The sequence below is a fragment of the Ignavibacterium sp. genome (genome assembly GCF_025998815.1).
Lineage (GTDB): Bacteria > Bacteroidota > Ignavibacteria > Ignavibacteriales > Ignavibacteriaceae > Ignavibacterium.
Genome location: NZ_AP026678.1, coordinates 956,099 through 982,832, shown reverse-complemented (window position 1 = coordinate 982,832; position 26,734 = coordinate 956,099). Strand labels below are relative to the sequence as shown.

21 protein-coding genes are annotated in these 26,734 nt (G+C 33.9%); 16 read left to right on the top strand and 5 right to left on the bottom strand.

From position 1 onward, the window contains the following. Positions 1-2 precede the first annotated feature (2 nt). The gene (locus Q0X14_RS04150) at positions 3-2,690 is read left to right on the top strand and encodes a helicase-related protein (protein ID WP_297842822.1); all 2,688 of its coding nucleotides are present in this window, start codon (positions 3-5) and stop codon (positions 2,688-2,690) included. On the opposite strand, the gene Q0X14_RS04145 is transcribed toward Q0X14_RS04150, so the two are convergent. The 3 genes from Q0X14_RS04145 to Q0X14_RS04135 form a co-directional block, all read right to left on the bottom strand. Next, on the bottom strand, positions 2,682-4,286 hold the full coding sequence (locus Q0X14_RS04145) for a C69 family dipeptidase (protein ID WP_297842820.1): 1,605 nt from the start codon (positions 4,284-4,286) through the stop codon (positions 2,682-2,684). The genes Q0X14_RS04150 and Q0X14_RS04145 overlap by 9 nt on opposite strands. A gap of 64 nt (positions 4,287-4,350) precedes the next feature. Continuing rightward, positions 4,351-5,748, bottom strand: coding sequence for a sigma-54 dependent transcriptional regulator (locus Q0X14_RS04140; RefSeq protein WP_297842817.1), 1,398 nt, complete (start codon positions 5,746-5,748; stop codon positions 4,351-4,353). Between the two features lie 15 nt (positions 5,749-5,763). Next, positions 5,764-7,290, bottom strand: a complete 1,527-nt coding sequence (locus Q0X14_RS04135; RefSeq protein ID WP_297842815.1) for an ATP-binding protein — start codon at positions 7,288-7,290, stop codon at positions 5,764-5,766. Between the two features lie 231 nt (positions 7,291-7,521). Here Q0X14_RS04135 and Q0X14_RS04130 point away from each other — a divergent pair, with 231 nt between their 5' ends. From Q0X14_RS04130 to Q0X14_RS04060, 15 genes are all read left to right on the top strand, one after another. Continuing rightward, on the top strand, positions 7,522-10,623 hold the full coding sequence (locus Q0X14_RS04130; RefSeq protein WP_297842813.1) for an ethylbenzene dehydrogenase-related protein: 3,102 nt from the start codon (positions 7,522-7,524) through the stop codon (positions 10,621-10,623). A gap of 93 nt (positions 10,624-10,716) precedes the next feature. After that, positions 10,717-11,037, top strand: a complete 321-nt coding sequence (locus Q0X14_RS04125; protein ID WP_297842810.1) for a cupin domain-containing protein — start codon at positions 10,717-10,719, stop codon at positions 11,035-11,037. Between the two features lie 101 nt (positions 11,038-11,138). Further along, a complete protein-coding gene (gene asnS / locus Q0X14_RS04120; RefSeq protein ID WP_297842805.1) occupies positions 11,139-12,434 on the top strand; it encodes an asparagine--tRNA ligase in 1,296 nt (431 codons plus the stop codon). Between the two features lie 6 nt (positions 12,435-12,440). Then, positions 12,441-12,956, top strand: a complete 516-nt coding sequence (locus Q0X14_RS04115) for an NADH-quinone oxidoreductase subunit J (protein ID WP_297842801.1) — start codon at positions 12,441-12,443, stop codon at positions 12,954-12,956. Between the two features lie 2 nt (positions 12,957-12,958). Next, the gene (gene nuoK / locus Q0X14_RS04110) at positions 12,959-13,264 is read left to right on the top strand and encodes an NADH-quinone oxidoreductase subunit NuoK (RefSeq protein ID WP_014560725.1); all 306 of its coding nucleotides are present in this window, start codon (positions 12,959-12,961) and stop codon (positions 13,262-13,264) included. Positions 13,265-13,273: 9 nt separating this feature from the next. Then, the gene (gene nuoL / locus Q0X14_RS04105) at positions 13,274-15,211 is read left to right on the top strand and encodes an NADH-quinone oxidoreductase subunit L (protein WP_297842796.1); all 1,938 of its coding nucleotides are present in this window, start codon (positions 13,274-13,276) and stop codon (positions 15,209-15,211) included. A gap of 3 nt (positions 15,212-15,214) precedes the next feature. Then, on the top strand, positions 15,215-16,753 hold the full coding sequence (locus tag Q0X14_RS04100) for an NADH-quinone oxidoreductase subunit M (RefSeq protein WP_297842794.1): 1,539 nt from the start codon (positions 15,215-15,217) through the stop codon (positions 16,751-16,753). 16 nt (positions 16,754-16,769) lie between these two features. Beyond that, positions 16,770-18,197, top strand: a complete 1,428-nt coding sequence (locus Q0X14_RS04095) for an NADH-quinone oxidoreductase subunit N (RefSeq protein WP_297842791.1) — start codon at positions 16,770-16,772, stop codon at positions 18,195-18,197. Between the two features lie 52 nt (positions 18,198-18,249). Further along, positions 18,250-19,806, top strand: a complete 1,557-nt coding sequence (locus tag Q0X14_RS04090) for an NAD(P)H-hydrate dehydratase (protein WP_297842788.1) — start codon at positions 18,250-18,252, stop codon at positions 19,804-19,806. Further along, positions 19,796-20,203, top strand: a complete 408-nt coding sequence (locus tag Q0X14_RS04085) for a VanZ family protein (RefSeq protein WP_297842786.1) — start codon at positions 19,796-19,798, stop codon at positions 20,201-20,203. Before Q0X14_RS04090 ends, Q0X14_RS04085 begins: the two co-directional genes overlap by 11 nt. 110 nt (positions 20,204-20,313) lie before the next feature. Beyond that, entirely contained in the window at positions 20,314-20,970 is a 657-nt protein-coding gene (locus Q0X14_RS04080; protein ID WP_297842783.1) for an energy transducer TonB, read from the top strand. A 107-nt stretch (positions 20,971-21,077) separates the two neighbouring features. After that, positions 21,078-21,731 carry an energy transducer TonB gene (locus Q0X14_RS04075; RefSeq protein ID WP_297842780.1) on the top strand — a complete coding sequence of 218 codons (654 nt, stop codon included), beginning with the start codon at positions 21,078-21,080 and terminating at the stop codon, positions 21,729-21,731. Between the two features lie 125 nt (positions 21,732-21,856). Further along, positions 21,857-22,879: a YdcF family protein gene (locus Q0X14_RS04070; RefSeq protein WP_297842777.1), complete on the top strand. Its 1,023-nt coding sequence runs from the start codon at positions 21,857-21,859 to the stop codon at positions 22,877-22,879. A 14-nt stretch (positions 22,880-22,893) separates the two neighbouring features. Further along, positions 22,894-23,382, top strand: coding sequence for a transcription antitermination factor NusB (gene nusB, locus Q0X14_RS04065; protein ID WP_297842774.1), 489 nt, complete (start codon positions 22,894-22,896; stop codon positions 23,380-23,382). Beyond that, positions 23,379-24,611, top strand: coding sequence for an MFS transporter (locus Q0X14_RS04060; protein ID WP_297842772.1), 1,233 nt, complete (start codon positions 23,379-23,381; stop codon positions 24,609-24,611). Before nusB ends, Q0X14_RS04060 begins: the two co-directional genes overlap by 4 nt. Here the strand turns inward: Q0X14_RS04060 and Q0X14_RS04055 are convergent. Beyond that, positions 24,592-25,590: a cation diffusion facilitator family transporter gene (locus tag Q0X14_RS04055; RefSeq protein WP_297842769.1), complete on the bottom strand. Its 999-nt coding sequence runs from the start codon at positions 25,588-25,590 to the stop codon at positions 24,592-24,594. The two genes, Q0X14_RS04060 and Q0X14_RS04055, sit on opposite strands and share 20 nt — an antisense overlap. After that, on the bottom strand, positions 25,587-26,726 hold the full coding sequence (locus Q0X14_RS04050) for a methionine aminotransferase (protein ID WP_297842766.1): 1,140 nt from the start codon (positions 26,724-26,726) through the stop codon (positions 25,587-25,589). Before Q0X14_RS04050 ends, Q0X14_RS04055 begins: the two co-directional genes overlap by 4 nt. Positions 26,727-26,734 lie beyond the last annotated feature (8 nt).

Below are 26,734 nucleotides of genomic sequence, written 5' to 3'. Positions count from 1 at the left end.
AATTGGTTGTAAGACAAGCCAGAAAAAAATTAGCGACCTCAATCTCAAAGATTGAGGTTCGTGATGAATTTCAATTCAACAAATGGCTTCGTCCGCCAGTAAATAAAAAAATAGAAATTCCAAAAGTCCGCACATTTGAAGACCCTTATCTCGTAGAGTTCGATAAACTTCGTCCACCATTGGCTGTAAAATTTAAGTTTAATTTTACTGAGCCAGAATTGCCACAGATTAAGTTTCCGGAATTTAACCAGAAGGCAAGAAGCTATATGGTTTTCTTCACAATTCCGAAACAAAAAGTTATTGATAAAAGCGACATTTTTGTTTGTAATAAAAAAGCTGAAGTCCAATCTTATGAATTCAATTTAGAAACTACGGTAATTAACAAATCAAAAATTTATATTCCGGAAGCACCGAAAATTATTCAAAAGCAGTTTGCTATCTCTTTACCTTCTCTTAAAGAAATGCCGATGCTAATAAGACAGCCGCTGATAAAAGATTATCTGGCTGAGATGATTCCGGAGATAATCAAAATTGATTTACTTGATGAGCAATCTGTTTCCTTTGATATTGATCAGAAAAATTTGTGGCAAAAATTTGAAGTTGATAAAATTAAGACACCCAAAATTTATAAGATCAAAGTCCCAGGCGTTGAAAATATATTCAACACTATTACCTCAACCAGAATTATTCCAATTATTGATTTGGAAATAACACCAATCTATGACTTTAAGACTTCTATAGATTCAATACCAAAAATTTCAAAAGCAAAATTTGAGTTGAATAAAACATCAACTCAAAAAATTAATTTCTCACAATATGAAACTAAAGCAGAAGTAATTGATGTATTAGGTTCTGAGCATAGTTCACTGTCTGATAAAATTAAACATATTTTATCACCAATTGTTGATTTGAAATGGGAAGATGTAGTTAATCAGCTTAACTTCCTGAGAGAACACGAAATTGAAGGTGCTAAGTTTTTAACAGAACATAATTTTGCAATTCTCGCTGATGAACTTGGAATTGATAAAAAGACTCAGTTGTTAGCTGCTGCAAAGTTTCTACTTCGAACAGGAAATGTTAATTCTGTTTTGTGTATTACTCAGGATAAGAAATTATTTGATTCATCTATCGGAAAGAAGTTTGAATATGATTTTGGATGGGAAAGTATTCTGCTAAGAAAATTTCACGATCTTCATTACACTATTATCTCCCCGGAAAAAGAAAATCCTGAAAGACAAACTCACTTAACATTTTTACCCATCAATAAATTAGGCTCAGATTCCTTTGAGCTTCTTAAAAAATTAAGACGATTTGATTTGGTTATTCTGGATGATATGATCGCTGGTTTTACTTCGAAAGAAGTGATAGATCAGATTATTAATAAAATTGAACCACAGTATTTCTGGGTAACATCCGATATTGCCAGTGAAGGAATTAATGAAACCTTGCTGAATGAATTTGATTTCGGAAGCAAAGTTAAGTTCAGTTATCTCGGAAGAAATATTGATTCAATTAAATCAGATTCAGAAACAATAAGAAAAGAAATCTGGTTTGAACTCGATGAAATGCAGGTTTTTGAATATGAAGAAGCAGTTAATTCGGCTAAAGATGAATTGATAAAAACTTTCGAGACGATGAATCCATTTAAATTTCAGTCCAATATTTTTACTTTGATTCATAAACTCAAGCAGATTTTAAATTTCTCATCATTCAGAAACATCAGTTCAAAAGCAACTCACCTGATAGAACAACTTGTATCAATATCCAGAAACAGAAGGAAAGCATTGATCTTTACTCAGTACGATGAAAACGGATTAAAGAAACTGGATCAGGTATTGACAAACAATGATTTGAAATTTGTGATGATTAAAAATGGTGCAACCATTGACGAGATAAAAAAATCTGTAGAAGACTTTTATAACAGAAAAGAAATTTGTGCTCTGATAACGAATCTCAAACCTGCAAAGCTCTCTATTGATTTAAGTAAAATCTCTTACATTGTTAATTTTGATCAATGGTGGAATCCTGTAATAAATTGGCAAAACGAGACCGAGCTCAAACTTGAACAACCAAGGAATAATAAAATAGTTGTATACGACTATTATATTAAAAATACCTTTGAAGAAGATTTAAAATATTTTCTGCAAACAAAAGGATTACTTCACAAAGATGTATTTGAATTTGTAAAGAATGAGGTTATTGCTGATATGATTCCCGCATCTCAATGGTTAAAATTTTTCGGTCATTCGGTTACAGATGATGAAAGTGCTAAAGAATTATATGAAGAGTTAGTTGCATTCATTGAACAAACAGATTTATCAAAGTTTAAAGAAATGGTTCAGCTTGTTTTGAATTCAATCGGCTTTAAGGAAATAGAAATACTGGATATCAAACAAGAACCATCATTTTATATCACTGGTTTTGCTAAGAAGGGAAGATACAAATTTGAACTTCAGGCAAAGGGTATAATGTCTGACAAAGTTACTTTAGCAGATTACGAAGAAATGCTGACTACACAGAATAAAGAAAAGAATTCAAAACGCCTGCTGTTTGCAAATTGTGAAATTGAAAAAATTGAAACAAACAGAATTACATTTATAGACAAATACCTTCTTGCAAATTATATTCAATTGCTTGGATATATTTACAAATTCCTAACAAAGAGAACTTCCGTCAGTAAATCAATATAATTCGTCGTATTTAGTCATCAGTTCTTCAAATAATAACCAGCAGCGATCTACCACTTTTACCTGCCAGTCGTAACAATAGTCCGTAATAAATTTTATTGCTTGTTTCTTATCCTTCTTAAGTAGTTCCAAAGCTTTCTGTTCAAATGCATTTTGATTATCAAACAATTCTTTTTGCCAGGGATCCCAAACAGCACGAACATCTTTTCTCATATCGCCCCAACGCTGATGGGCAAGAGAACTCATTGCATTAAATGCCCACCAGGCAGATTTTTTTGTAAATCCATTTTCTCTTCCCGGTGTAGAAGATGTCTCGGGCACTTTGGTTATACTGCAATAATGAGGTGTGTAGATTGAAGTTGCAACATTATCCCACGCAAGCCATACAAGACCACCTATTTCATTTGGTAACCAACTTCTGCATTGAATAATAGTTGCATACATTGTATACCATCGCGCTATTGTTCTTTCTCCTCTCCAGCCCCATCCACCGTTTATTTTTAATAACTTATTCATATCATAGGGCATTTGTGGATTTGCCAATGGTGAAATAATTGTTCTTCCGCTGTCATCAGTCACAGTAAGATTCTTTGTCATATCGAAGTCAGTTCCTTCATAATAGTCTGAAAAAATTTCAACCATCTTTTCCAGAGTGACAGGTTTATCAGGTTTGACTGAGAATGGGTAATTTTCAGAATTTGGATCAAGTTTTAGAGATGGAGCAACTAAATCAAATACTCTCCATTCTCTTCTTCTGGCTGCAAGTGAATTTCTATCAGCATAAGCATAACAAAATTCAAACGGTCCAAGATTGGGGTTCCACCAACCATTTTCTAAAGCAACTGAAAATACATTCTCTGAGTACATAAAATTGTTTGTATCGGTTGTATCAATTTGTCTGATACGACTTGCATTAGCATTTACTGAAATATGATCATCAGGTACTCTTTGTGCAACCCAAACTGCTCCAACTTTATCTTTACCCGGACCAACCACTTCGAACATCCAGACTTCATTTGGATCTGCAATTGTGAGACACTCACCTTCATCATTCCAACCATATTTCCCTAAAAGTTCTCCAGCCATTTTTATCGCATCTCTTGCAGTTGAGCATCGTTCAACCATAAGTGTAACAAGCTGAGTGCAATCAATCAATCCCTTATCAGAAACAAGTTCCGGTCTTCCACCAAATGTTGATTCTCCGATTGCAAGTTGCTCGGTATTTATACAAGGATAAGCAGTATTAATATATCCAAAGGTTTTTTCAACTTCAGGAATTTTTCCGGTTTCAACAAACTTATAGGCAGGCATTTTTTTAGAATTATCCGGAACTCTTTTGTAGAGAGTTTTCAATGTACCTGGTTTAAATGTTTTTGGAGGCACGATGTCAAATTCGCTTCTGGTTCTGTGGCTGTCATCAGTATGAGATGTCATAACACTTCCATCAAAGCTGGCGAGCTTTCCAACTGTAATTGTCGTACAACCTTCAGGATATCCATCTTCCCAGTCGGGCTTTATTTCTTTTTTAGTTTGAAGGTGTTGTGGAAAAGAAATTAAAGTATATGCTGATAAAAAAAATATTAATAATAATGATTTCATAATTATTCCTGAATGTTTTGACAATTAAATATAAAGATAGAGAGGAATTAAAAAAATTTATGATTTATTCTTTCATGTCTGAAATAACTGAAGAAAAGAGATTATACTGATGAAGTTTTGTGAAAAGTTGCCTTCGATTTATTCCCAATAATTCAGCAGCTTTCGATTTATTCCCATTTGTTTTATTCAATACTTTAATTATTAATTCTTTCTCTAAATTTGCGATTGCTTCGTGAAGGTTAAAATTTTCTTCATTAGAGAATTTATGAGTTGAGACTTTATATTCATCATTGAGTGGAATAGCAATATCTTCTTTTGATATGACGGAACCCTGCGCAACAATCAAAGCTCTTTGAATAACATTTTCAAGTTCACGAATATTCCCTTGCCAGGTGTGATTCATTAATAATTCAAGTGCAGAATCTGAAATTGTTAGATTTTTTTTGTGACAATGTTTTTGGATAAAATGCTCAACCAACAAAGGTATATCTTCCTTATGTTCCCTTAATGGAGGAATTTTTATATGCATTATATTAAGTCTGTAAAACAAATCTTCTCTGAAGTTTCCGAGCTTAACTTCCTCTTCAATATTTTTATTTGTAGCCGAAATTATTCTTACATCAACAGATATCGTTTCGTTACCACCAACTCTTTCAAAAGTTTTATGTTGAAGAAATCTCAGCAACTTAGTTTGTAGTGCAAGACTCATATTATTAATTTCATCAAGGAAAATTGTTCCTCCATTTGCCAGTTCGAATCTTCCGATTTTTTTATTTGTGGCGTCAGTGAATGCACCTTTTTCATAACCAAATAATTCGCTTTCGAGCAAAGTATCTGGAATTGCAGCACAATTAATTTTAATATATGGTTTGTTAGCTCGTAGTGAATGCCTCTGAATGGTATCTGCAATAATTTCTTTACCAGTTCCGCTTTCGCCTTCAATAAGAACAGTAACATCAGTCGGAGCAGCTCTTCCAATCAATTTGTAGATTTGCTTCATCTTGTATGAAGAACCGATTATATCGTCATAATTTATCTGCGGACTGACAAATGAAGTGTTATGTTTTATTGAATTTAACTCGCTAATGAGATTTGAGTATCTGATTGCTCTTTTAATGATGAAAAGAAAATCATCAAGTTCAAAAGGTTTATCAATATAATCGAAAGCACCAATTTTCATTGCTTTAATTATTCTTTCATTTGAACCAAAGGCGGTGAACATAATTACAGGTAAATCATTATCGATGTTCTTAATTTCTTGTAATACTTCCAGTCCATCTTTATAAGGCAAATTAATATCCAGAATTACGGCATCGTAGTGATTAGATTTAATTTTTTCCAAAGCGATGATTCCATCTGTTGCTTCATCAACAGAATATTTTTCATTTTCCAGAATTTCTCGGACTGTTGCAAGCATTTTAATTTCATCATCTACAACCAAAATTTTATTCTCAGCATTCATAGTACAATTCAATATTTAATTTATTGGTAAAATAATTCTGAAAATTGTTCCTCTGGGTTCATTCTGAAAAACATTAATAGAACCTTTGTGTAATTTAATAATTTCGTATGCAATGGAAAGTCCAAGTCCATATCCTTCTTTTTTTGTTGTGAAAAACGGATCAAAAATTTTATCTATTATTTCTGAAGGAATTCCGATTCCATTGTCTTTAATCTCTATCGCAATTTGGTTTTCAGATATTTGAAAAGTATGAATCACGATTTCGCCATCATTCTGAATTGCGTGAATAGCATTTACTAAAATATTAACTATCACCTGTTCAAATGATGAAGGATTAATTCTAACTAATGGTAATTTCTGACGATCAAATCTGACTTTGATTTTGTTGCTATCGAGTTCACTCTTCAATAATCCCAGAACTTTATCAACCGTTTCATTGATATCGCTTTCTATAAAATCTTCTACAGGATTTTTTAAGAACAAAAGTAGTTTATTAACCAGCCCGGATAATCTATCAATTTCTGAAACAATCTCTGACATAGACTCTTTTGTAATTATACCATTCGCATTTTCATCTGATATGTTTTCTATTTTTCTTTGCCAAAGTTGAATTTTCGATTTAATTATAGCCAAAGGTGTTTTAATCTGATGAGTAACAGCAGCTATTAGATTTCCCAATGCTGCCATTCTTTCTTTCATTTGTAACTCTTTTTCTAATCTTATTCTTTCGCGCTGTTCCTCATCTCTGGCATCAAGAAGGTTATTGATTGATTTTGAAATAACTCCAAGTACTCCTTTTTGATGATGAAGTCTAAGAGATTGATTTTTTTTAATTAGTTCAAGACCATTTTTAATTTCTTCAACTCTCTTTCTGAGAAGCCAGGAAATATAAATCGCCAACCCAATTCCGGAGAATGAAAGAAAGAGTACAATAGGGAAAAATTTTTTATAAAAAGAAAATGGAAGAATTTGTTCAACTCTTATAATAGCATACGCAGCTCCAACAATTTTATTTTCAATTTTCAAATGTTTTGTGGCGAGTAAAAATACTGTGGGTTCAAACTGATAAACTTTGGTTATCTGTTCATGGCGATTTAAAGATTCTTCAATTTGATTTAATACAATATTATACTCACGAGGCGGAGGTCCGTATGAAGGTTGTGGAGGTGGACTTGTTGGGAAAGCGAAACCAACAAATTTTCTTGATTCGGATAAATAGAAACCACCCTCAACACCCGTATAATAAGACAATTCATTACTTGAAATTTCTTTGAATACAGAGTCTATCAGTTCTACTTCATTAGAAGAATTAGATGTAATATAATTTTGATTAAAATTCTTTAATTCATATCTCTTATAAAAAGCCAGTACAAGTTTATTTAAAGCGTTGTTAATATAAACTTTAGTTCTGCTAATAATAGCTTTTGTGTTTTGATTCTCATAATATTTTTCTGCAAATAACAGTGTGCCAGCAATAAGAACAACGATGAGTGAACCAAAAACAGGTCTAGAGATAAAATCCAATTTGAATTTTTTTAACATAGCATACTTACTTTGACAATTTATATACCGTCCCGATGAATACTATTTCAATAAAATATTTAACAAATAAAAAATAAGTGTGTTCAAATAGCTCAGTGATGTGTGCTTAATTAGCTCACATTGATTTACAGGAATAAAAAATTATCATTAAATAAATTTTTTCTGACGGCACAAAATTCGTTTATATAAAGGCGCTATGCAAATTCCTAAATAATAAAAAAAGGTGAAAATATGAAGAAAGGTCTTTTACTTTTATCAATTGCCGTCGTAGCAATATTTATAACATTTCAACTTTTAAATGCTTCAGTTGAAGCTAATACAGCTCTTCAACTAAAGTTTGAACAAATGCATAATGTTGGAATGATTAAAACTCCGTCATCAATTGCTGTCGTTTCGGGTGACTCAGTTTATGTTAAAGATATAGAACTTAAAGGGACATGGAGAATTCCTGAGAGCGGTTCAGCCCCATTGCCATTCCAGGCATATCAGTGGTTTACCGATCCTAGCGATGATAGCCCATTCAAACTTTTAAACTGGAATGGAATTGTTTTCGATACAACCTGGACTAAAACAATTATCAGAGCTGATTCAGTTCGTTTTCAGGTTCCAAATCGTTCATTAAAAGCAGTGAGATCGACTACTGCCTGGACTATCACCGGCGGATCTGCTGCTACACAGGGTTGGATGGATACAGCCGGAACTTACTATGTTGATGTTTATGCTGTTAGAGGTATTGGAGACACATTAATAAAAACCTATACTATTGAAGGTTTCTATGGCGGAACAAGAGAAATTCCTGAAATCGAATATGAAGTTAAATTTGGGGTAACTGGTTGGGCAAATGACTCATCATTAAACTATCCTCAATATGTTATAGCTGGTGAAACCAGTATGAAAATAAAATTCAAAAACGGACCTGCTGGTTTTGGTTTTCCGGTTGTTGCTGGAATGGATAGTTTGAAATTTGTCTGGAGAAATCCATCTATTACTTTTAATACGCAAACAGTTCCAATTGCATTTGCTGCACAAAATACCACAGGATTACAGATTCAGGCACAGATTGCAAATCTTCCTGGCAGTGGTTATTTCTCTGCTGGCGATACAATTCAAATAAATATTAACCTGGCTTCTGATAGCGGTCTTGTATTAGATTGGCAAACACAGGCACAGACACTTGGAATTCAAAAGCTTGAGTTAGTTATTTCAGGACCAAAGAGAGACTACATGAGAATAATGAATCTTCAGAATATAGTTAACAACTATATAGTTCAAACATATCCTGTAGCTCCATGGTCTGGTTTACCATCTGGCACTGCATTCAGCAATCCAATTAAAGTAATTATTCCACCAGATTCTTTGACGAAATTCGGAAATGGAACTTATACAGCTTATTTGTCTGCTAAAAGAATTTTTGGTGCTACGATTGAAAAATCATATAGAATAGATTTTCAGGTTGGTACTACAACAATTGATCCTGTTCCAATGTCTTCAGCAGTTGCTGGTCAATCATGTGCAACTTGCCACGGTGTAAATGGACCCGCAAAACATCACGGTTCTTTTGGTGTCGAAGATTGCTTGCCTTGTCACACAGATAATATGAGTAAACCACTTTACAGATTGTATCATGTAAAACATTTCAAGAGTACTAATTATACCGCTTCATTAGGAACATGTAATCCATGTCACTTGGACAACTCGCACGACAGATTTACAAGCGATGCTAATGAAGTTTGCCAATCATGCCATGTTAAAGTTCCGTATTTGTCAAGCGCACATCAAACTGCAATTCCTTTGTATGCAACATCTGGTTTGTCCTGCGCTACTGCTAATTGCCATTCTGGTGGTGGACTTGGAGTATTCCAGACAATTGCAATCACACATGCTGCATTAGAGACTAAGTATCCTGGTGGAACTATTACAGCTAAAAAGACAGATACTCCGATAATTATTGATGGTGTTCCCGAAGCACTGTGGAATTATGCCGATTCAATTGTAACAGTATCAAATATAAAAGTTAAGTTTTTGTATGATGATAATAATATTTATGCTTTAGCAACCTGGCTTGATGGACATAGAGAATATCCAACTGGAGTTGTTCCACCATCAAAGAGTGAATTCAGGAAGAGATGGACATTTGATGGTACAACATGGACTCAATCAGGTGATGAAGACAGACTTTCATTTGTTTGGAAGATGGATGATGGTTACGGTGCTGCTTGTTTCAGAACCTGTCATAATGAAAAAACTGCTCACGCAACACAAAACAACAAAATGGATGTTTGGCATTGGAAGGCACAAAGAACAAATCCGATAAGTTATCTTGATGATCAGTATTGGGATAATACCGGAAGAAAGAATGATGTGGTAATTTCAGGAAGTTTTGGAGTTGATAATATTTCCGGTACATTACCACTTTCTCAAGGACCTGATGCAAGTTCTAATTTAGCTCCATGGTTGTTGCAATCAACCGCACTTCCTTTCGTAAATTCCGGTTGGGTAGCTGGAGATAAAATTCCTGGTTATATCTTGAATGATTCACCAAACCCAATTACTGGTAGCCGTGCTGATGTAACTGCAAAAGCAGAATTTAATCCGTCAACCGGTTATTGGTCACTTGAAATCAAGAGAGCCTTAAACACAGGTAATACTGATGATTTTATTGCTGATTTGAATAATGGAAACTATTTCTCCATTGCACGATTTGATAATGTTGGCAGTGATCATGCCCGACAGGGATTAGATATTGGAGTTTATCATCTTGTTTATTCACCATTAGTAATTCCAGTAGAATTGGTTTCTTTCACAGCGAATGTTAGAGAAAATAAAGTTGAACTCAGATGGAGAACTGCTACAGAAAAGAATAACAAGGGATTTGAAGTTCAACGCAAATTGAATTCTGATTGGACCAATATTGGCTTTGTTGAGGGTAAAGGTAACTCAACTAAACCAACGGAATATTCTTTCACAGATAAAATTTCTTTAGCAGGAACCTATAAATACAGATTGCGTCAAGTTGATTTAGATGGAACTGAATCATATTCAAAAGAGATTGAAGTTTTCACTCAACCTACAGAATTCAATCTTAGTCAAAACTATCCGAATCCATTCAATCCGGTAACGAATATTGATTTTACAGTTTCTGTCAAAGAGCAGGTAACAGTTCAAATATTTAATGTAACCGGAGAGGTAGTTGCAACACTTGTTAATGAAGTTAAAGAACCAGGTTACTATACTCTCTCATTTAATGCTGGTAACCTTTCTTCAGGAGTGTACTTCTACAGAATGGTTGCAGGAAATTTTGTTTCAATTAAGAAGTTAGTTGTAATGAAATAGAGTACCTCCTTGAGAGTGATGTAGTTGAATTACTTAGGCTGCCCACAAGGGCAGCCTTTTTTATTATTTTTCACAAAACATTTATAAAAATTTATGAACTTAAAAAATTTCTTCTCAAACATTCCGGATAAATTATCGGATGAAATTATTGAAACTGTTTTTAAATCTGATTCAATAAGAATAGAAAGGATCATCTCTCAAGGTCAATCTAGTCCGGAAAATTTCTGGTATAATCAACCGGAGAATGAATGGGTGATTGTCCTTGAAGGCAAAGCTATGATCAGGTTTGAAGATAAATCAATTGTTACTCTTCACAAGGGAGATTATCTATTTATTCCCGCTTTCACAAAACATCGGGTTGAATGGACTGACCCGAATCAATTGACAATCTGGCTTGCAATATTTTTTAAGTAACTTCATTGTGTTTTGAATACAATGATTAACCGCAAACTTTTGATATTTTTTAGTGCCTGCATATATTTGGCAATCATTTTTGAAGAAATTATAGTTGGTAAATGCAGCAAATTACAATCAGTGACTTAAAGAATTTTGTTGGACAAGAAGTAACTTTATACGGATGGCTTTATCATAAAAGATCAAGTGGTAAAATTAAATTTTTAGTTTTACGTGATGGAACAGGGTATGTTCAATGTGTGTATTTCAAAGGTAATGTAAGTGATGAAATATTTGATATAGCTGATCGTATCGGACAAGAATCTTCGATTATTGTTACGGGCAAAGTCAAGCAAGAACCTAAAGCTCCTGGTGGATATGAGCTCGATGCTTCTGATTTAAAGATTATCCATGAAACTCACGACTATCCAATCACTCCAAAAGAACACGGAATTGAATTCCTGCTCGATAACAGACATCTCTGGCTTCGTTCAAAGCGTCAGGTGGCTATAATGAGAGTAAGACATCGTGTGGTAAAAGCAATTCGTGATTTTTTTGATGGAAAAGGTTTTACTTTAATGGATGCGCCTATTCTAACTCCAAATGCTGTGGAAGGTACATCAACTCTTTTCGAAACAAAATATTTTGATTTAGGAAGTGCTTATTTAACTCAATCCGGACAGCTTTATGCAGAAGCTGGTGCAATGGCTTTGGGAAAAGTTTATACATTTGGCCCTACTTTCAGAGCTGAGAAATCAAAAACCAGAAGACATTTAACAGAGTTCTGGATGGTTGAACCGGAAGTTGCGTTCGCAGATTTGAATGATGATATGGATTTAGCCGAAGAATTTCTTGAGTATATTGTCCAAACAGTTCTTAAGGAAAAAGATGAAGAATTAAAAATACTTGAAAGAGATACAACTAAACTTCAGAATGTAAAGAGACCATTCCCGCGAATTCATTATAATGAAGCTGTAGAGATTCTCAAGAAACACGGAGTTGATTTTCAGTGGGGAAATGATTTCGGTGGTGGAGATGAAACAATTATCTCCGAACAATTTGACAGACCTGTTATGGTTCATCACTATCCTGCAGAAGTTAAAGCATTCTATATGAAACGCGACCCACAGGATGAAAGATTTGCTCTTGCTGTTGATGTTCTGGCTCCTGAGGGGTATGGAGAAATAATCGGTGGCTCACAAAGAGAAGATGATCTTGATACATTACTTAAAAGAATTGCTGAACATAATCTTCCTCAATCAGCTTTCGAATGGTACCTTGACTTGAGAAGATTTGGTTCTGTTCCACATTCAGGATTTGGACTTGGATTAGAAAGAACTGTAAGCTGGATTTGTGGTCTTGAACATTTAAGAGAAGCAATTCCATTCCCAAGATTAATTTACAGAAATACACCTTAACACAATATGACGCTAGAAGTAATTTTATTTTTTATTTTCGGTTTTGTTGCAGCAGTTGCCGCAGTGATGATGATTACGAGAAATAATCCTGTTATTGCTGCTCTTTATTTGATATTAAATATGGCATCGTTGGCTGGTTTGTATCTTACTTTAAATGCTCAGTTTATTGCAGTAGCTCAAGTTATTGTTTATGCCGGTGCAATTATGGTTTTGTTCCTTTTCGTAATTATGCTATTAAGACCTGATAACGAAAAGAAGTTTATGGAATCGAATCCTAAAGTTAAGATTTTTGCATTTGTTGTTGCGGGATTCGTTTTGCTTCAGCTTGTCTATATCATATTCTTTTCTGCTCCATCAAAAATTTTGCAAAAAAATCTTGATGCAAGTATAAAAGCAGGCACAATCGAATCAATCGGTAATGAACTTTTCAGAAATTATGTTTTGCCTTTTGAAGCAGCAGGTTTCTTGCTTTTGGCTGCAACAATTGGAGCAATATTATTAGCAAAGAAAAAAATTGATTAGCTATGACAATAACAATTGAATATTACTTAGTTCTCAGCGCTTTTATGTTTCTTGTGGGAGTAGCGGGAGTTCTTACACGAAGAAATGCTATTGTAGTTTTTATGTGTATAGAATTAATGTTAAACTCCGCTAATCTCACAATGATTGCATTCGCATCATTTTTAGGAAGTTCGGTTGGTCAGTTGTTTGTATTTTTTGTAATGACTGTAGCCGCAGCCGAAGCAGCAGTTGGACTTGCTATAATTATAGCAATCTTTAGAAATAAACTTACTGTTAATATTGACGAAATAAATATTCTCAAGTGGTAATCAGATTTTATGCGTGAATTAATTTATTTAACTGTACTTCTTCCATTAGTCGGTTTTCTTATCAACGGAATTTTTGGAAGTCGTATTAAAAATGAAAAAGTTATCGGTACAATCGGAAGCGGTGTAATCGGAATTTCGTTTCTCATAGCACTTGGCGCATTCTTCGAAACTTTATCTCTACCTGTTGAACAAAGACAAATCATCGTTAGCTTATTCACCTGGCTTAATGTTGGCGGACTGGATGTAAGTTTCGCTTATCAGGTTGATCAACTTTCATTAGTAATGGCTTTGATTGTTACCGGTGTTGGTTTTGTTATTCATGTTTATTCGATTGGTTATATGCATGGTGATAAAGGTTTCTGGAGATTCTTTGCATATCTCAATCTATTCATCTTTGCAATGATGAATCTTATTCTCGCTGATAATTTTGTCCTTTTGTTTCTTGGTTGGGAAGGTGTTGGACTTTGTTCATATCTTTTGATTGGATTTTGGTATGATAGAAAATTTGAAAAGAATACAACATCGGATGCAGCTAAAAAAGCATTTATTGTAAACAGAATTGGCGACTTTGGTTTTCTTCTTGGAATGTTTTTAATCTTCCTAACATTTGGTTCTCTCAATTTTAATGATGTTTTCAGCAAAGCAAGTACATTCAGTGTTTCAGCTTCTGTTTATGGATTTATAACATTATTCCTTTTCATTGGTGCAACCGGCAAGTCTGCACAGATTCCACTTTATGTTTGGTTACCTGATGCAATGGCTGGTCCGACTCCGGTTTCAGCATTGATTCATGCTGCAACAATGGTTACCGCCGGAGTTTACATGGTTGCCCGATGTTCTGTTCTATTTGCCTCCGCACCTCAAATTATGATTGTTGTCGCCATTATCGGATTGATGACAGCATTCTTTGCTGCAACAATCGGAATTGTACAAAACGATATTAAAAAGGTTTTAGCTTATTCAACTATAAGTCAGCTTGGATATATGTTCCTCGCGATGGGTGTTGGTGCATTCAGTGCGGGAATATTTCATGTGATGACGCACGCTTTCTTTAAAGCTCTTCTCTTTCTTGGTGCAGGAAGTGTAATCCACGCAATGCACGAGGAGCAGGATATTCAGCGTTATGGTGGATTGAAAAAATATATGCCTCATACAGCAATTACATTTCTGATTGCTGCTTTAGCAATTTCCGGTATTCCACCACTTTCCGGATTCTTCAGTAAAGATGAAATTCTCTGGTATTCTTTTGCAAACGGAGGTTTTATTCTATGGTTAGTTGGTGTTATCACTGCATTGATGACTGCATTCTATATGTTCAGATTATACTTTCTTACTTTTGAAGGCAAGGAAAGATTTGGTCACGATAAACATCCGCACGAATCACCCAAAGTAATGACAATTCCATTAATCATTCTAGCAATACTTTCCGTTATCGGAGGATTCATTGGAATACCTGAAGTATTCAGTGGGGAACACGGAAATCAATTTCATAATTGGTTAGCACCAATCTTTAAAGATGCGGATAGAAAACTGATGCACTTCGGATTGCATTCACACTTTGAAGAAATTTTACTGATGGTGATTTCAGTTATTGGTGCTGCAGCTTCAATTTTACTGGCAAGATATATTTATCTGAAGAAACCAGAAATAGCTTCAAGAACTGCTACACGATTCAAAGGATTATATAATCTTTTGTGGAATAAATATTATGTAGATGAAATTTATGATGCAGTGATTGTTAATCCGATAGTAACAGTATCAAGAAATGTTTTATGGAAAATCGCTGATAATAAAATTATTGATGGAACTGTAAACGGTGTGGCAAAATTAGTTGATTTACTTTCTTCAATAATAAGAAAAGTTCAAACTGGAGTAGCTCAGCTTTATGCATTAGTTATGGTGCTTGGAATAGCTGCAGCTTTATTATGGATAATATTAAGTTTTTAATTTATGGAAAATAGTCTTTTACTTACATACCTGATTTTGCTTCCTTTAATTGGTGCTTTCGCTTTATTATTTATTAATAAAGAGAAAGCTTCAGCAATCAGATACACAGGTTTATTCTTTTCTGCTATAACATTCATAATATCATTATTCGTTTATTTTGGATTTGATCATTCATCCTCTGACTTTCAATTCATTCATAAGTTTGAATGGATACAAGGACTTAATGTTTATTACTTTGTTGGAGTTGACGGATTATCAATTTTGCTTGTGTTATTAACAACTTTTCTTACTCCACTTACATTGATTTCGAGTTGGTCAAGTATTGAACATAAAATAAAAGAATTTACATTTTTCATGCTTTTACTTGAAACAGGAATGATTGGCGTTTTTGTATCGCTTGATTTATTCCTGTTTTACATATTCTGGGAGGCAATGCTCATTCCGATGTACTTTATAATCGGAATCTGGGGAGGTAAAGAAAGAATTTATGCTGCAATAAAGTTCTTCCTTTACACAATGTTTGGAAGTTTGTTGATGTTAGTTGCAATTGTTTGGTTAGCTGTTTATGCCTCAGGTTCACTCGGATATTTTACTACAGATATAACACAGCTTTATAAGGTAGCACCGACAATCGCAAGAGATATTCAGCTTTGGATGTTCCTCGCATTTGGTTTAAGCTTTGCGATTAAAGTTCCGCTTTTCCCCTTACACACCTGGTTACCTGATGCTCATGTTCAGGCACCAACTGCCGGCTCTGTAATCCTTGCCGGAGTTTTGCTTAAAATGGGAACTTACGGTTTGCTCAGATTTAATCTTCCGCTTTTCCCCGATGCATCATTATACTTTGCACCTTACTTTTCTATTTTGGCTGTGATTGGGATAATTTATGGTGCTTTGGTTGCAATGGTTCAAACAGATATGAAGAAGCTTGTTGCATATTCTTCAGTTTCTCACCTTGGATTTGTAGTTCTTGGAATTTTTGCGATGACTCAGGAATCTGTTCAGGGTGCAGTGATACAAATGATTAATCACGGACTTTCAACAGGAGCATTATTCCTTTTGGTTGGTGTTATTTATGAAAGAACCCACACACGTGAAATTGCTGACTATGGTGGAATTGCTAAACTCGTGCCATTCTTTGCTTTCTCTTTAATGTTTGCATCTTTGTCATCAATTGGCTTACCAGGATTGAATGGATTCGTTGGTGAGTTTTTAATTCTTTTAGGTTCTTTCAAATCAGGAGTATTGAATAGTTGGTGGTTTACAGTTTTTGCTGCAAGCGGTGTAATATTCGCAGCGGTTTATTTGCTTTGGATGTATCAGCGTGTTGTATTTGGTGAAGTTAAAAACCCTTCACTCAATGGATTAAAAGATATGAATGCAAGAGAAATTTTTGTGATGATTCCTATTTTTATTTTCATTGTGTGGATAGGAATTTATCCCTCTACATTCTTAAAGGTATCTGAAAAAACTTCAGCCAAAATAATTCATCAGGTTTTTAATCCTGAACAGACTGCAGAGAAATTAATTAACAACAGGTAATTTGAGTTTTTGATTTATGTACAACAATATTCAGGAATTCTATAATACTCTTCCACTTGTGATTGTAGCTGCCGGAATCCTTATCGCAACTACAATCGAAATGTATTCGAAGAAAAGTGAAAACATACTAAGTTGGTTTTCGATTTTAATATTTCTTGCATCCGGATTTTATTCTCTATTCACACTTGATGCCCGTTCTGTAGTCTTGCAGAATATGCTTGCAACCGGTGGCTATGTAAATATTTTCTATTTCATATTTACATTCAGTGCTGCAATAATCTGCTTCCTTTCAATTGACTATATTAAAAAATATGATGCTTATTTTGGTGAGTACTATATTCTGATGCAAACTTCTGTTCTTGGTATGATGCTTATGGCTGGAGCCAAAGATTTATTTATGATTTTCCTTGGTTTGGAAGTAATGTCGGTTTCATTTTATGTGCTTGCAGGAATTAACAGAAAAAGATTAACCGCGACCGAGTCAGCTCTTAAATATTTTTTACTCGGTGCATTTGCAACAGGATTCATCGTTTACGGAATTGCTTTAATTTATGGTACAGCCCAAAGCACTTCTTTTGAAGTTATAACCACAAAATTTTCCGAGCTTTCCGGAAATCTTCTATTTCTAACCGGAGTTTTATTATTCTTGATTGGTTTCTCATTTAAAATAGCTGCATTCCCATTCCATATGTGGGTACCTGATGTTTATCAAGGCGCTCCATCAACAGTTGCAGGATTATTCTCAACCGCTGGAAAGGCTGCAGCGTTCAGTGCAATTATTGTTTCCTTGTTTGTTTTGTTTACTTCCGGTGCGATGCGAATAATTACTCCGTATCTTTCTGTTATATCTGTTCTCTCAATGTTCTTTGGTAGCATTGTTGCAATTGCTCAGACAAATATTAAAAGAATGCTTGCTTATTCATCAATCTCACACGCGGGATATTTAATAATTGGTTTAGCTGCATCCAATACTGAAGGCATCGCAGGAATTATATTTTATCTTGCAGCATATTCATTTATGAATCTTGGTGCTTTTGGAATAGTTAGTATTATAGAAGGAAAAGAAGAAGCTAATCTTGAATTAAATTCTTATCGTGGTTTAGGTACAAGACAACCATTACTTGCAGCATTACTTTCATTATTTATGTTTTCACTTGCTGGCATTCCACCATTTGCCGGATTCTTTGGAAAGTACTACATCTTTATTGCAGCAATTGAAGCAAAGTTAACCTGGTTAGCAATTCTTGGTGTTCTTTCGAGTGTTATAAGTGTTTATTTCTATCTGCGTTTAGTTGTGCTTATGTATTTCTATGATTCATCAGAGCAGATTGAAATTGAAAGAAGCAACACAGGTCTTTTAGCAGTTTTCATTTCAGCAATATTAGTTGTTTTGTTGGGAGTTTTACCAGGTTCACTTCTGAATCTGATAATTTCTTACCTATAAAAGTTGTAAGAGATTTAATAACTTTGCGCTGCAAAATTTCCCAACAGTAATTATGATTCCATTATACTCTAATTCACAAATCCGTGCTCTTGATTCTTTTGCAATTAATCAATTGCAAACTCCCGGAATAGTACTAATGGAAAATGCCGCACTCGGAATTTCCCAAACAATTTTATCTAAGTTTCCTTTAGTTAAATTAGTTGGAATAGTGTGTGGCAAAGGTAATAACGGAGGAGACGGATTTGCTGTTGCAAGGCATTTATCAAATAATGGTTTAGATGTAAAAGTAATTTATCTTGGTGATCCGCATTCGATGAGTGATGATTGCAGAGTCAATTTTGAAATCTGTCAGAATCTTTCTCAAAAAAGAGCTAATCTTGAGTTAATTCAATTCTCCGGTACAAAACAATTAAAAATATTTAAAGACAGAGAACTGATAATTGATGCAATTCTCGGCAGCGGTTTTTCAGGTACATTGAAAGAACCAATCTCTCTTATCGTAAATGAACTAAATAGAATTAATGCAATTAAAGTTGCAATTGATGTTCCTACCGGATTGAATGCAGACACTGGCTATGGTGATATAATCTTCAAATCTGATTTGACAATCACTCTTGGTGAATTTAAGAAAGGATTGTTCGTTTGCAAAGGTTATGAAAATTGTGGAGAAATAATTTTATGTGAAATCGGTGTTGGTCGTGATTTTTTTGATAGTGAGTTTACCAACACATTTTTATTTGAACCTGAAGATGCGTATCAATTTTTACCCAAAAGAGGAAAGAGAATTAATAAATACTCTGCCGGAAAGGTATTAACAATTGCAGGTTCGTTTCAATATCCAGGCGCGGCAGTATTAACTGCTGGTTCAGCGCTTTACTCAGGAACCGGAGCATCAGTTTTAGCAATTCCTCAGTCAGTTAAAAAATTTATTCACAAGAAAATAACTGAGTTAGTAGTTCAATCTTATGGAAACGATGATTGCAAATTTCTTACACCTGAATATTACAAGGCACTGGAATCAAAAATTAAATGGGCTGATGTTATTGCTTTTGGTCCTGGCATTGGAAGGGAAGAGCAAACCATCGAGTTTGTTCAAAAATTTATAAAGAAGAAAGACTTTAAAGCAGCGGTAATAGATGCTGATGCTTTATTCGCATTGAAGGATATTCTATCAAAAGCTGATTTAAGAAAATGTATTTTAACTCCGCATTTAGGTGAATTTTCAAATCTGGTAAATCTTCCTGTTGAAGAAATAGAAAAAAATATTTTTGAAATAGGAAGTGAATTTGCAAAGCATCACAAAACAATTTTAGTATTGAAAGGTGCTCCTACAATAACATTTATTTATACTGGTGATATAATTATCAATTCATCAGGAAATAATGGACTTGCAAAATTCGGAAGTGGTGATGTTCTAACCGGTATGATTGCCGGATTTTATTCACAATCAAAAAATCTGAAAGAAGCCGCTTTACTATCGGTTTACCTGCATGGACTTACTGCAGATATTTTATTAAATAAAAAAACTGAATTAGGAATTATTGCAACAGATTTAATGAAAAATATTCCTGCAACAATAAATTTTCTAAAGAGGTCATTTGAAAACTAATCCCAGAGTATTTGTTTTTATTTATCTTCCTTTGATCATTCATTGGATAACAATTTTCATCTTAACAAGTTTACCTTCTGATCAGCTTCCATCTGTTGAAATTGGTGATAAGGTTAATCATTTCCTGGCATTTTTTGTATTGGGCTTTTTCCTAAACCTTACATTGAAATATCAAACTAAATATCCATCACTTAAAAAAAATATTTTACTGATTACTATTATTATTGCTGCCGGATATGGATTACTCGATGAGCTTCATCAGCTATTTGTGCCGGGAAGAAGTGCAGAGGTTCTGGATTGGGTTGCAGATTTTGTTGGTGCAATCTCCGGAAGTTTGTTAGCAGAATTTCTGTACCGAAGGTTTTATATTTTTATTAATAATTTTTTGAAAGTTTAGCTGGAACTTTTTATTTGTATTACAGTAAAAATACCCGAGAAGTAATTTGACAATACATCAATCAAGTATTAAGTTAGTAACCAAAATTTACGATTTGAGGAGAAAACATAATGCCACTAAAAAGAACTAAAAAAGCTGATCTGATGGCTAAATACAGAAGAGTATTCGAGATCAGTTTAATCGCCTCCTTAGTTATTATGATTGTGGCTTTCAAATTCTTTCCTGATTTTGGAGGAAAGGAAGTTAAAATTGAAGGACCACAAGAGCTTTTTACTGTTGAAGATATTCAACAGACAAAACAGGAGAACAGACCTCCACCACCGCCAAAACCTCCTATCCCGATTGAGGCACCTTCTGATGAAGTGCTTGAAGATATTGAAATTGGAGAGACCGAAATTGACATTAATGCCAATGTAGAAGCTCCTCCACCTCCAAAGGAGGATAAAAAAATTGTTGAGGAAGAACCTCAGTACTTTGTAGCTGTAGAAGAAATGCCTGAACCGATTGGTGGAATCCAGGCAATTCAGAGCAAAATAGTTTATCCTGAAATTGCCAAAAGAGCAGGAGTTGAAGGTAAAGTATATGTTCTTGCTTTTGTTGATGAAAACGGTGATGTAAGAGATGCAAAAATTATTAAAGGCATTGGCGCTGGTTGCGATGAAGCAGCTCTTGATGCAGTAAAGAAAACTAAATTCAAACCTGGAAAACAAAGAGGTAAACCTGTAAGAGTTCAGGTGTCAATACCTGTAGTGTTCAAGCTTCAATAAATTTAAGGCACCTTTAAGGTGCCTTTTTTATTCATTACCCTTTCGGAACAAAACATCCCTTTCAAAGTAAAACCAATCAAACTAAAATAATATTTAGAGGAGGAGTTATGGCACTCGTAAAATCAAAGAAAGCCGATTTGATCTCTCGCTATAAAAAATCTTTAGAATTAAGTTACATAGCCGTTTTAATAATTATTATTACTGCCTTTAAATTCTTCCCCAGATTTGAATTAAATAGATTACTGATTACTGATCAACCTGTTATTATTACAGCTGTTGATATAACTCCAACTAGACAAACTGAAAAAGTTCCACCTCCACCAAAGCCTATTATTGCAGTTGAAGCAACTATTGATGAAAATTTTGAAGATATAATTTTTGAGGATACGAATGAACAAAAAGAAGTGGAAATTGGGAAACCACCGGTAGACTTAAACAGGAAAATTATTGAAGAGGAAGAACCTTTTCTCCCATTTTCCGAGGTGATGCCAGAGCCGATTGGTGGAATTCAGGCAATTCAAAGCAAAATAGTTTATCCTGAAATTGCCAAAAGAGCAGGAGTTGAAGGTAAAGTATATGTTCTTGCTTTTGTTGATGAAAACGGTGATGTAAGAGATGCAAAAATTATTAAAGGCATTGGCGCTGGTTGCGATGAAGCAGCTCTTGATGCAGTAAAGAAAACTAAATTCAAACCTGGAAAACAAAGAGGTAAACCTGTAAGAGTTCAGGTGTCAATACCTGTAGTGTTCAAGCTTCAATAAATTTAAGGCACCTTTAAGGTGCCTTTTTTATTCATTACTTCTTTAATGATTTATACCACATTTCAGTATTCGAAAAATCACTTCTGCTTGCTTAACTTTGTAAAGAAATTATTTAATTATCTTTGATGAAATCCGCCATTAACGAAAACAAAACTGTTCTGTATTTATTGATGATTGCTGCGTTTCTGCAACTCTTGTTACTTTATTTTTTTAAGTATCAGAATCAAAATCTTTCCATTCTTGATATCAATTTAGAAATCACCGGAAACCTTTTTAATCTTATTATCTATTTGATAGCTATCTTACTCTTAACTTTCGCATTGATTAATTCAAAGATTAAATTAAATCTCAAAGTTTTATCCTCACTAATGGTTGTATCTTATTTTTTCCTTGTGTTCGGCTATGTTTCAACCAAAATCAATTTGCCTTTTAATTCGATATATATTTTTGGTCAGTTTGGAAATAAATTATTTACCGGACTATGTTATACTATATATCAATTGATGATTTTTACTTTAATTTTTGTGTTACTTCTGGGATTAAGAAAAAATCAGAGCAAAATATTTTTTAAGTCCCTTGTTCTTTCTTTGTTAGTAATGATAGCATTTTTGGTTTATTCCTTCTTCTTTATTATTTCACGTGAAGAAAGAGTAAAACTTCAGCCACTTGATAAAAGAACTTCTTACACTATTGTGGTTTTAGGAGCGGCTGTTTGGTCAGATAATAAACCAAGTCCGATTCTTGCTGCAAGGGTTGACAAAGCGATTGATTTATTAGAAAATTTTAACGTTGATAAATTGTATCTTACTGGTAGTAATGCTCCCGGTGAACTGAGTGAAGCAGAAGTTGCGCTGAAATATCTCAAATCAAAAAATATTTCTTTTCAAAAAGTAATTACTGAGAATAATACAACTTCCACGACTGAGCAGATACAATTTATTAAAAATAAATTGATTGAAGAATCAAAGAGAAATTTAATAGTAGTTTCTGATTCATTTCATCTTGTCAGGATTAAAGAAATCAGTAAATTTCATCATCTTAATATTAAAACAATTGCATCTGAGCTGCAGTTAAATTTTTTATCGGAACTTTATAATAAAATAAGAGAATCATTGGCATTAACCGTGTTTTGGTTCTTTGCAATTTAATCTGGAGAGTAATTATGACAAAAGTATTCAAGAGAAGAATTATCAGAGAAAAAGTTTTACAGGTTCTTTACGCTTATGAAATGAATAATGATAATCTGCAATCACAAATTGATGAAGTGTTCGCAGATACTGAAGAAGATAGTGATAAGCAATTTGGACTTTCTTTGATTTACAAAGTTCTTCCCAACAGAAACAAATTTGATGAAATGATTAAAGAAAAAGTAAGTAATTGGGAAATGGATAGAATTGCACTCATCGACAAAATTTTAATACGAATGGGAATTTGTGAGCTTCTTTATTTTGAGGACATTCCGCCCAAAGTTTCAATTAATGAGGTAATCGAAATTTCAAAAAAATTCAGTACTGCTGGCAGCGCTAAATTTATTAACGGAGTTCTTGATGCTATTCTGAATGATTTGAAAAAATCTGGTGAATTGAAGAAAGCCGGTAGGGGACTTTTGGATGAAACAATTACTAAAAAAACTCCGAAGAAAAGTGAATGAGTAAAAAGGGTAAAATATTTGTCTGGACCCTTTTTGATTTTGCAAACACATCTTTTTCTATCATCGTTGTTACTTTCCTTTATGCAGTGTACTTCAAAAAAACTGTTGCATCAGGTGAGCCGATTGGTGATTTATACTGGTCTTTCGCTACAAGCATTGCGATGGTTATTACCGCTATCATTTCTCCGATTCTCGGCGCTATTGCTGATTATTCGGCAGGCAAGAAAAGATTTTTATTATTCTTTACAGCTTTATGCATTCTTGCAACAGCTTCACTTTACTTTGTTAAAGAAGGAACAATTTTCTGGGGAATTTTTCTTTTTGTGATTGCAAATATTGGTTTCGAAGCAGGTCTTGTTTTTTACGATGCATTCCTTCCAGAAATTACAGAACCAAAAAATTACGGTAGAGTAAGTGGCTATGGTTTTGCAATGGGTTATTTGGGTTCGCTCGCAACACTTGCAATAGTTTATCCTTTCATTACTGCAGAAAAAGTCAGAGAGACATTTGTAGTATCAGCAATTTTCTTTCTCATTTTCTCAGTACCTTTATTTTTATTCTTACGAGATAGCAGAAAAAATATTCAGGTTCACGAATCATATATAAAAATTGGTGTTGGAAGAGTTCTCGATACAGTTAAACACCTGAAGCATTATAAAAACCTTGCAACATTTCTGCTTGCATTTTTCTTCTACATCGAAGGAGTAAACACAGTAATTTATTTCTCAGGTAATTATGCAAGCACAACTTTAGGTTTCACTGAAACTGAACTACTGATTTTTTTTATTACTGTACAAACCACGGCTATTCTTGGTTCTGTTATTCTTGGAATTGTTGCTGATTCGATTGGACAAAAGAAAACTATCATTATAACATTGCTACTTTGGCTACTGACAATATTACTTGCAATTGTTATTCGTGATAAAACAGGATTTTATATTGTAGGTTTGCTTGCCGGTTCTGCAATGGGTTCAAGCCAATCCACAAGCAGAAGTCTTATGTCAAAACTAACTCCACCGGAAAAGAAGACAGAGTTTTTTGGGTTTTATTCTTTTTTTGGTAAAAGCTCTGCCGTGCTCGGACCTCTTGTTTTTGGGTTGGTTAGTTATTTAACTGAAAGTCAGAGAATCGCAATTTTCTCGGTTGGATTTTTCTTTCTGATAGGTTTATTCATTCTAACGAAAGTTAAAGAGCCGGCTGCAGAAAATACTATCCGGCTTTCGGAATGATTGTACCACCAATCAGTTTCTCTTTATTCCACAAAAACTTTTCTGAAAATATTTCTTTGCGATGTGGACATTCCTCAAACGAACAGAGTTTGCAAAGATCATCCCAGCAATAATCAAAATGAATTTTCAAATCAACATTCGGAAATATTTTTTGCAATTCGGACTTAATAAAATCTTCCTCATCGTGTGATTGTTTAACTGTAAAGTAAAATGGAACAATCAAATGAAAATCAATAAAGACTCTTTCGCCGGAAGTCCAGAATCTTAATTGATGAAGGTCAATCCAATAGTCTTTTCTGATAGAAAGCAATAAGTCAGAAATCTTTTTTAATATCTCTTCATCAGTTTCATTCATCAGTCCACCAATGGATTGACGAATAAGCTTATAGCCTGTGAAAAGAATGTTCGTCGCAACTATAATAGCAAATATCGGATCGATTTCTTTTATTCCTGTGAATAGTACCAGAATAATTCCAACCATTACTCCAATGCTAGTATAAGAATCAGTTAAAACATGTTTACCATCCGCAACAAGAGTCAGAGAACCAGTTTTCTTTCCAGTACGGATTAAAAACAAACCCAACAAAAGATTAATAATTCCAGCAGCTGTAATAACATAAAGACCAATATCCATTTTCTGAAGTTCGACACCAAGAATCAAATCTTTTGCACTTTCATATATAATTACTACTGCAGCAACAATAATTAAAAAGCCCTCGATGCCAGCAGAAAAATACTCTACATTCCCGTGTCCATAAAAATGTGATTGATCAGCCGGTTTGTTGCTGAAGATAATACTGAAAAGTGCCATTCCTGTTGCGAAAATATGAACTACTGATTCTGCAGCATCTGAAAAAATTGCTGATGAACCGGTAATTAAGTATGCAGAAATCTTTGCAGTAAACATTAACAGTCCGACTGCCATTGAAATTATTGCAGCACGTTTATTTACGCTGAAATTATCTTCTTTCTGAGTCATAACTTTTTCATTCTTTGAGATGCTTCATAAAGCACCTCATCTTTTTTTGCGAAACAAATTCTGACAAGTTTATTATTGTTTTTTTGAGAGTAAAATGGTGAAAGTGGAATAACAGCAACACCGATTTTATCAATCAATTCAAGTGAAAAATTAAAATCATCCTTATCTGAAATCTGAGTATAATCTAATAGCTGGAAATAAGTACCTTTCGAATGTAAAGGTTTAAATTTGGAATCCTTAATCAATTCCAAAAAGAAATCTCTTTTCTTTTGATAGAATGAATTTACATCGAGATAATTTTTCTCATCTTTCAGAAATTCAGCATAAGCATATTGAATTGGTGTGTTGACTGCGAACACGATAAACTGATGAAGTTTTCTGAATTCCTCTGTTAAAATTTTTGGAGCAGCACAATAACCGATTTTCCAACCTGTGGTGTGAAAAGTTTTTCCGAAGGAAGAAATCACAAAACTTTTGTTTCTCAGAATTTCTGATTCACATATTGAAATATGTTTGTTTCCATCGAATACAATGTGTTCATAAACTTCATCACTGATTATAAAAATATTTTTATCCCTGACAATTCTTTCTAATTCTTTGATATCACCCTGATTGATTATTGCTCCTGTTGGATTATGTGGTGAATTAATGATGATAAGTTTTGTCTTCGGATTGATTGAAGTGATAACTTCGTCCCACGGAATTGAAAAATCAGGAAGTCGTAATGAGATAAAAACTGGTTTCCCACCATTTGCAATTACAGAAGGTGCGTAACTGTCATAAGCTGGTTCAAAGATAATTGCCTCATCACCCGGATTTATTAAAACTGAAATTGCTGTGTACAGAGCTTGAGTAGCTCCTGCAGTGATTGTAATCTCACTTTCAAAATCATATTTACAATTGTTTAGTTTATCAATTTTATATGAGATCATTTTTCTGAGTTCAGGAACACCTGGCATTGGAGCATATTGATTTCTGCCATCTTTCATAAAGTGATTTACCAGCTCCATTAATATTGGCGAGATGTCAAAATCAGGAAATCCCTGCGAAAGGTTTAAAGCATTTTTCTCGTTTGCAAGTTTTGTCATTACAGCAAAAATGCTCGTTCCAATGTTTTTTAATTTCGATTCAATCAATTTTATTT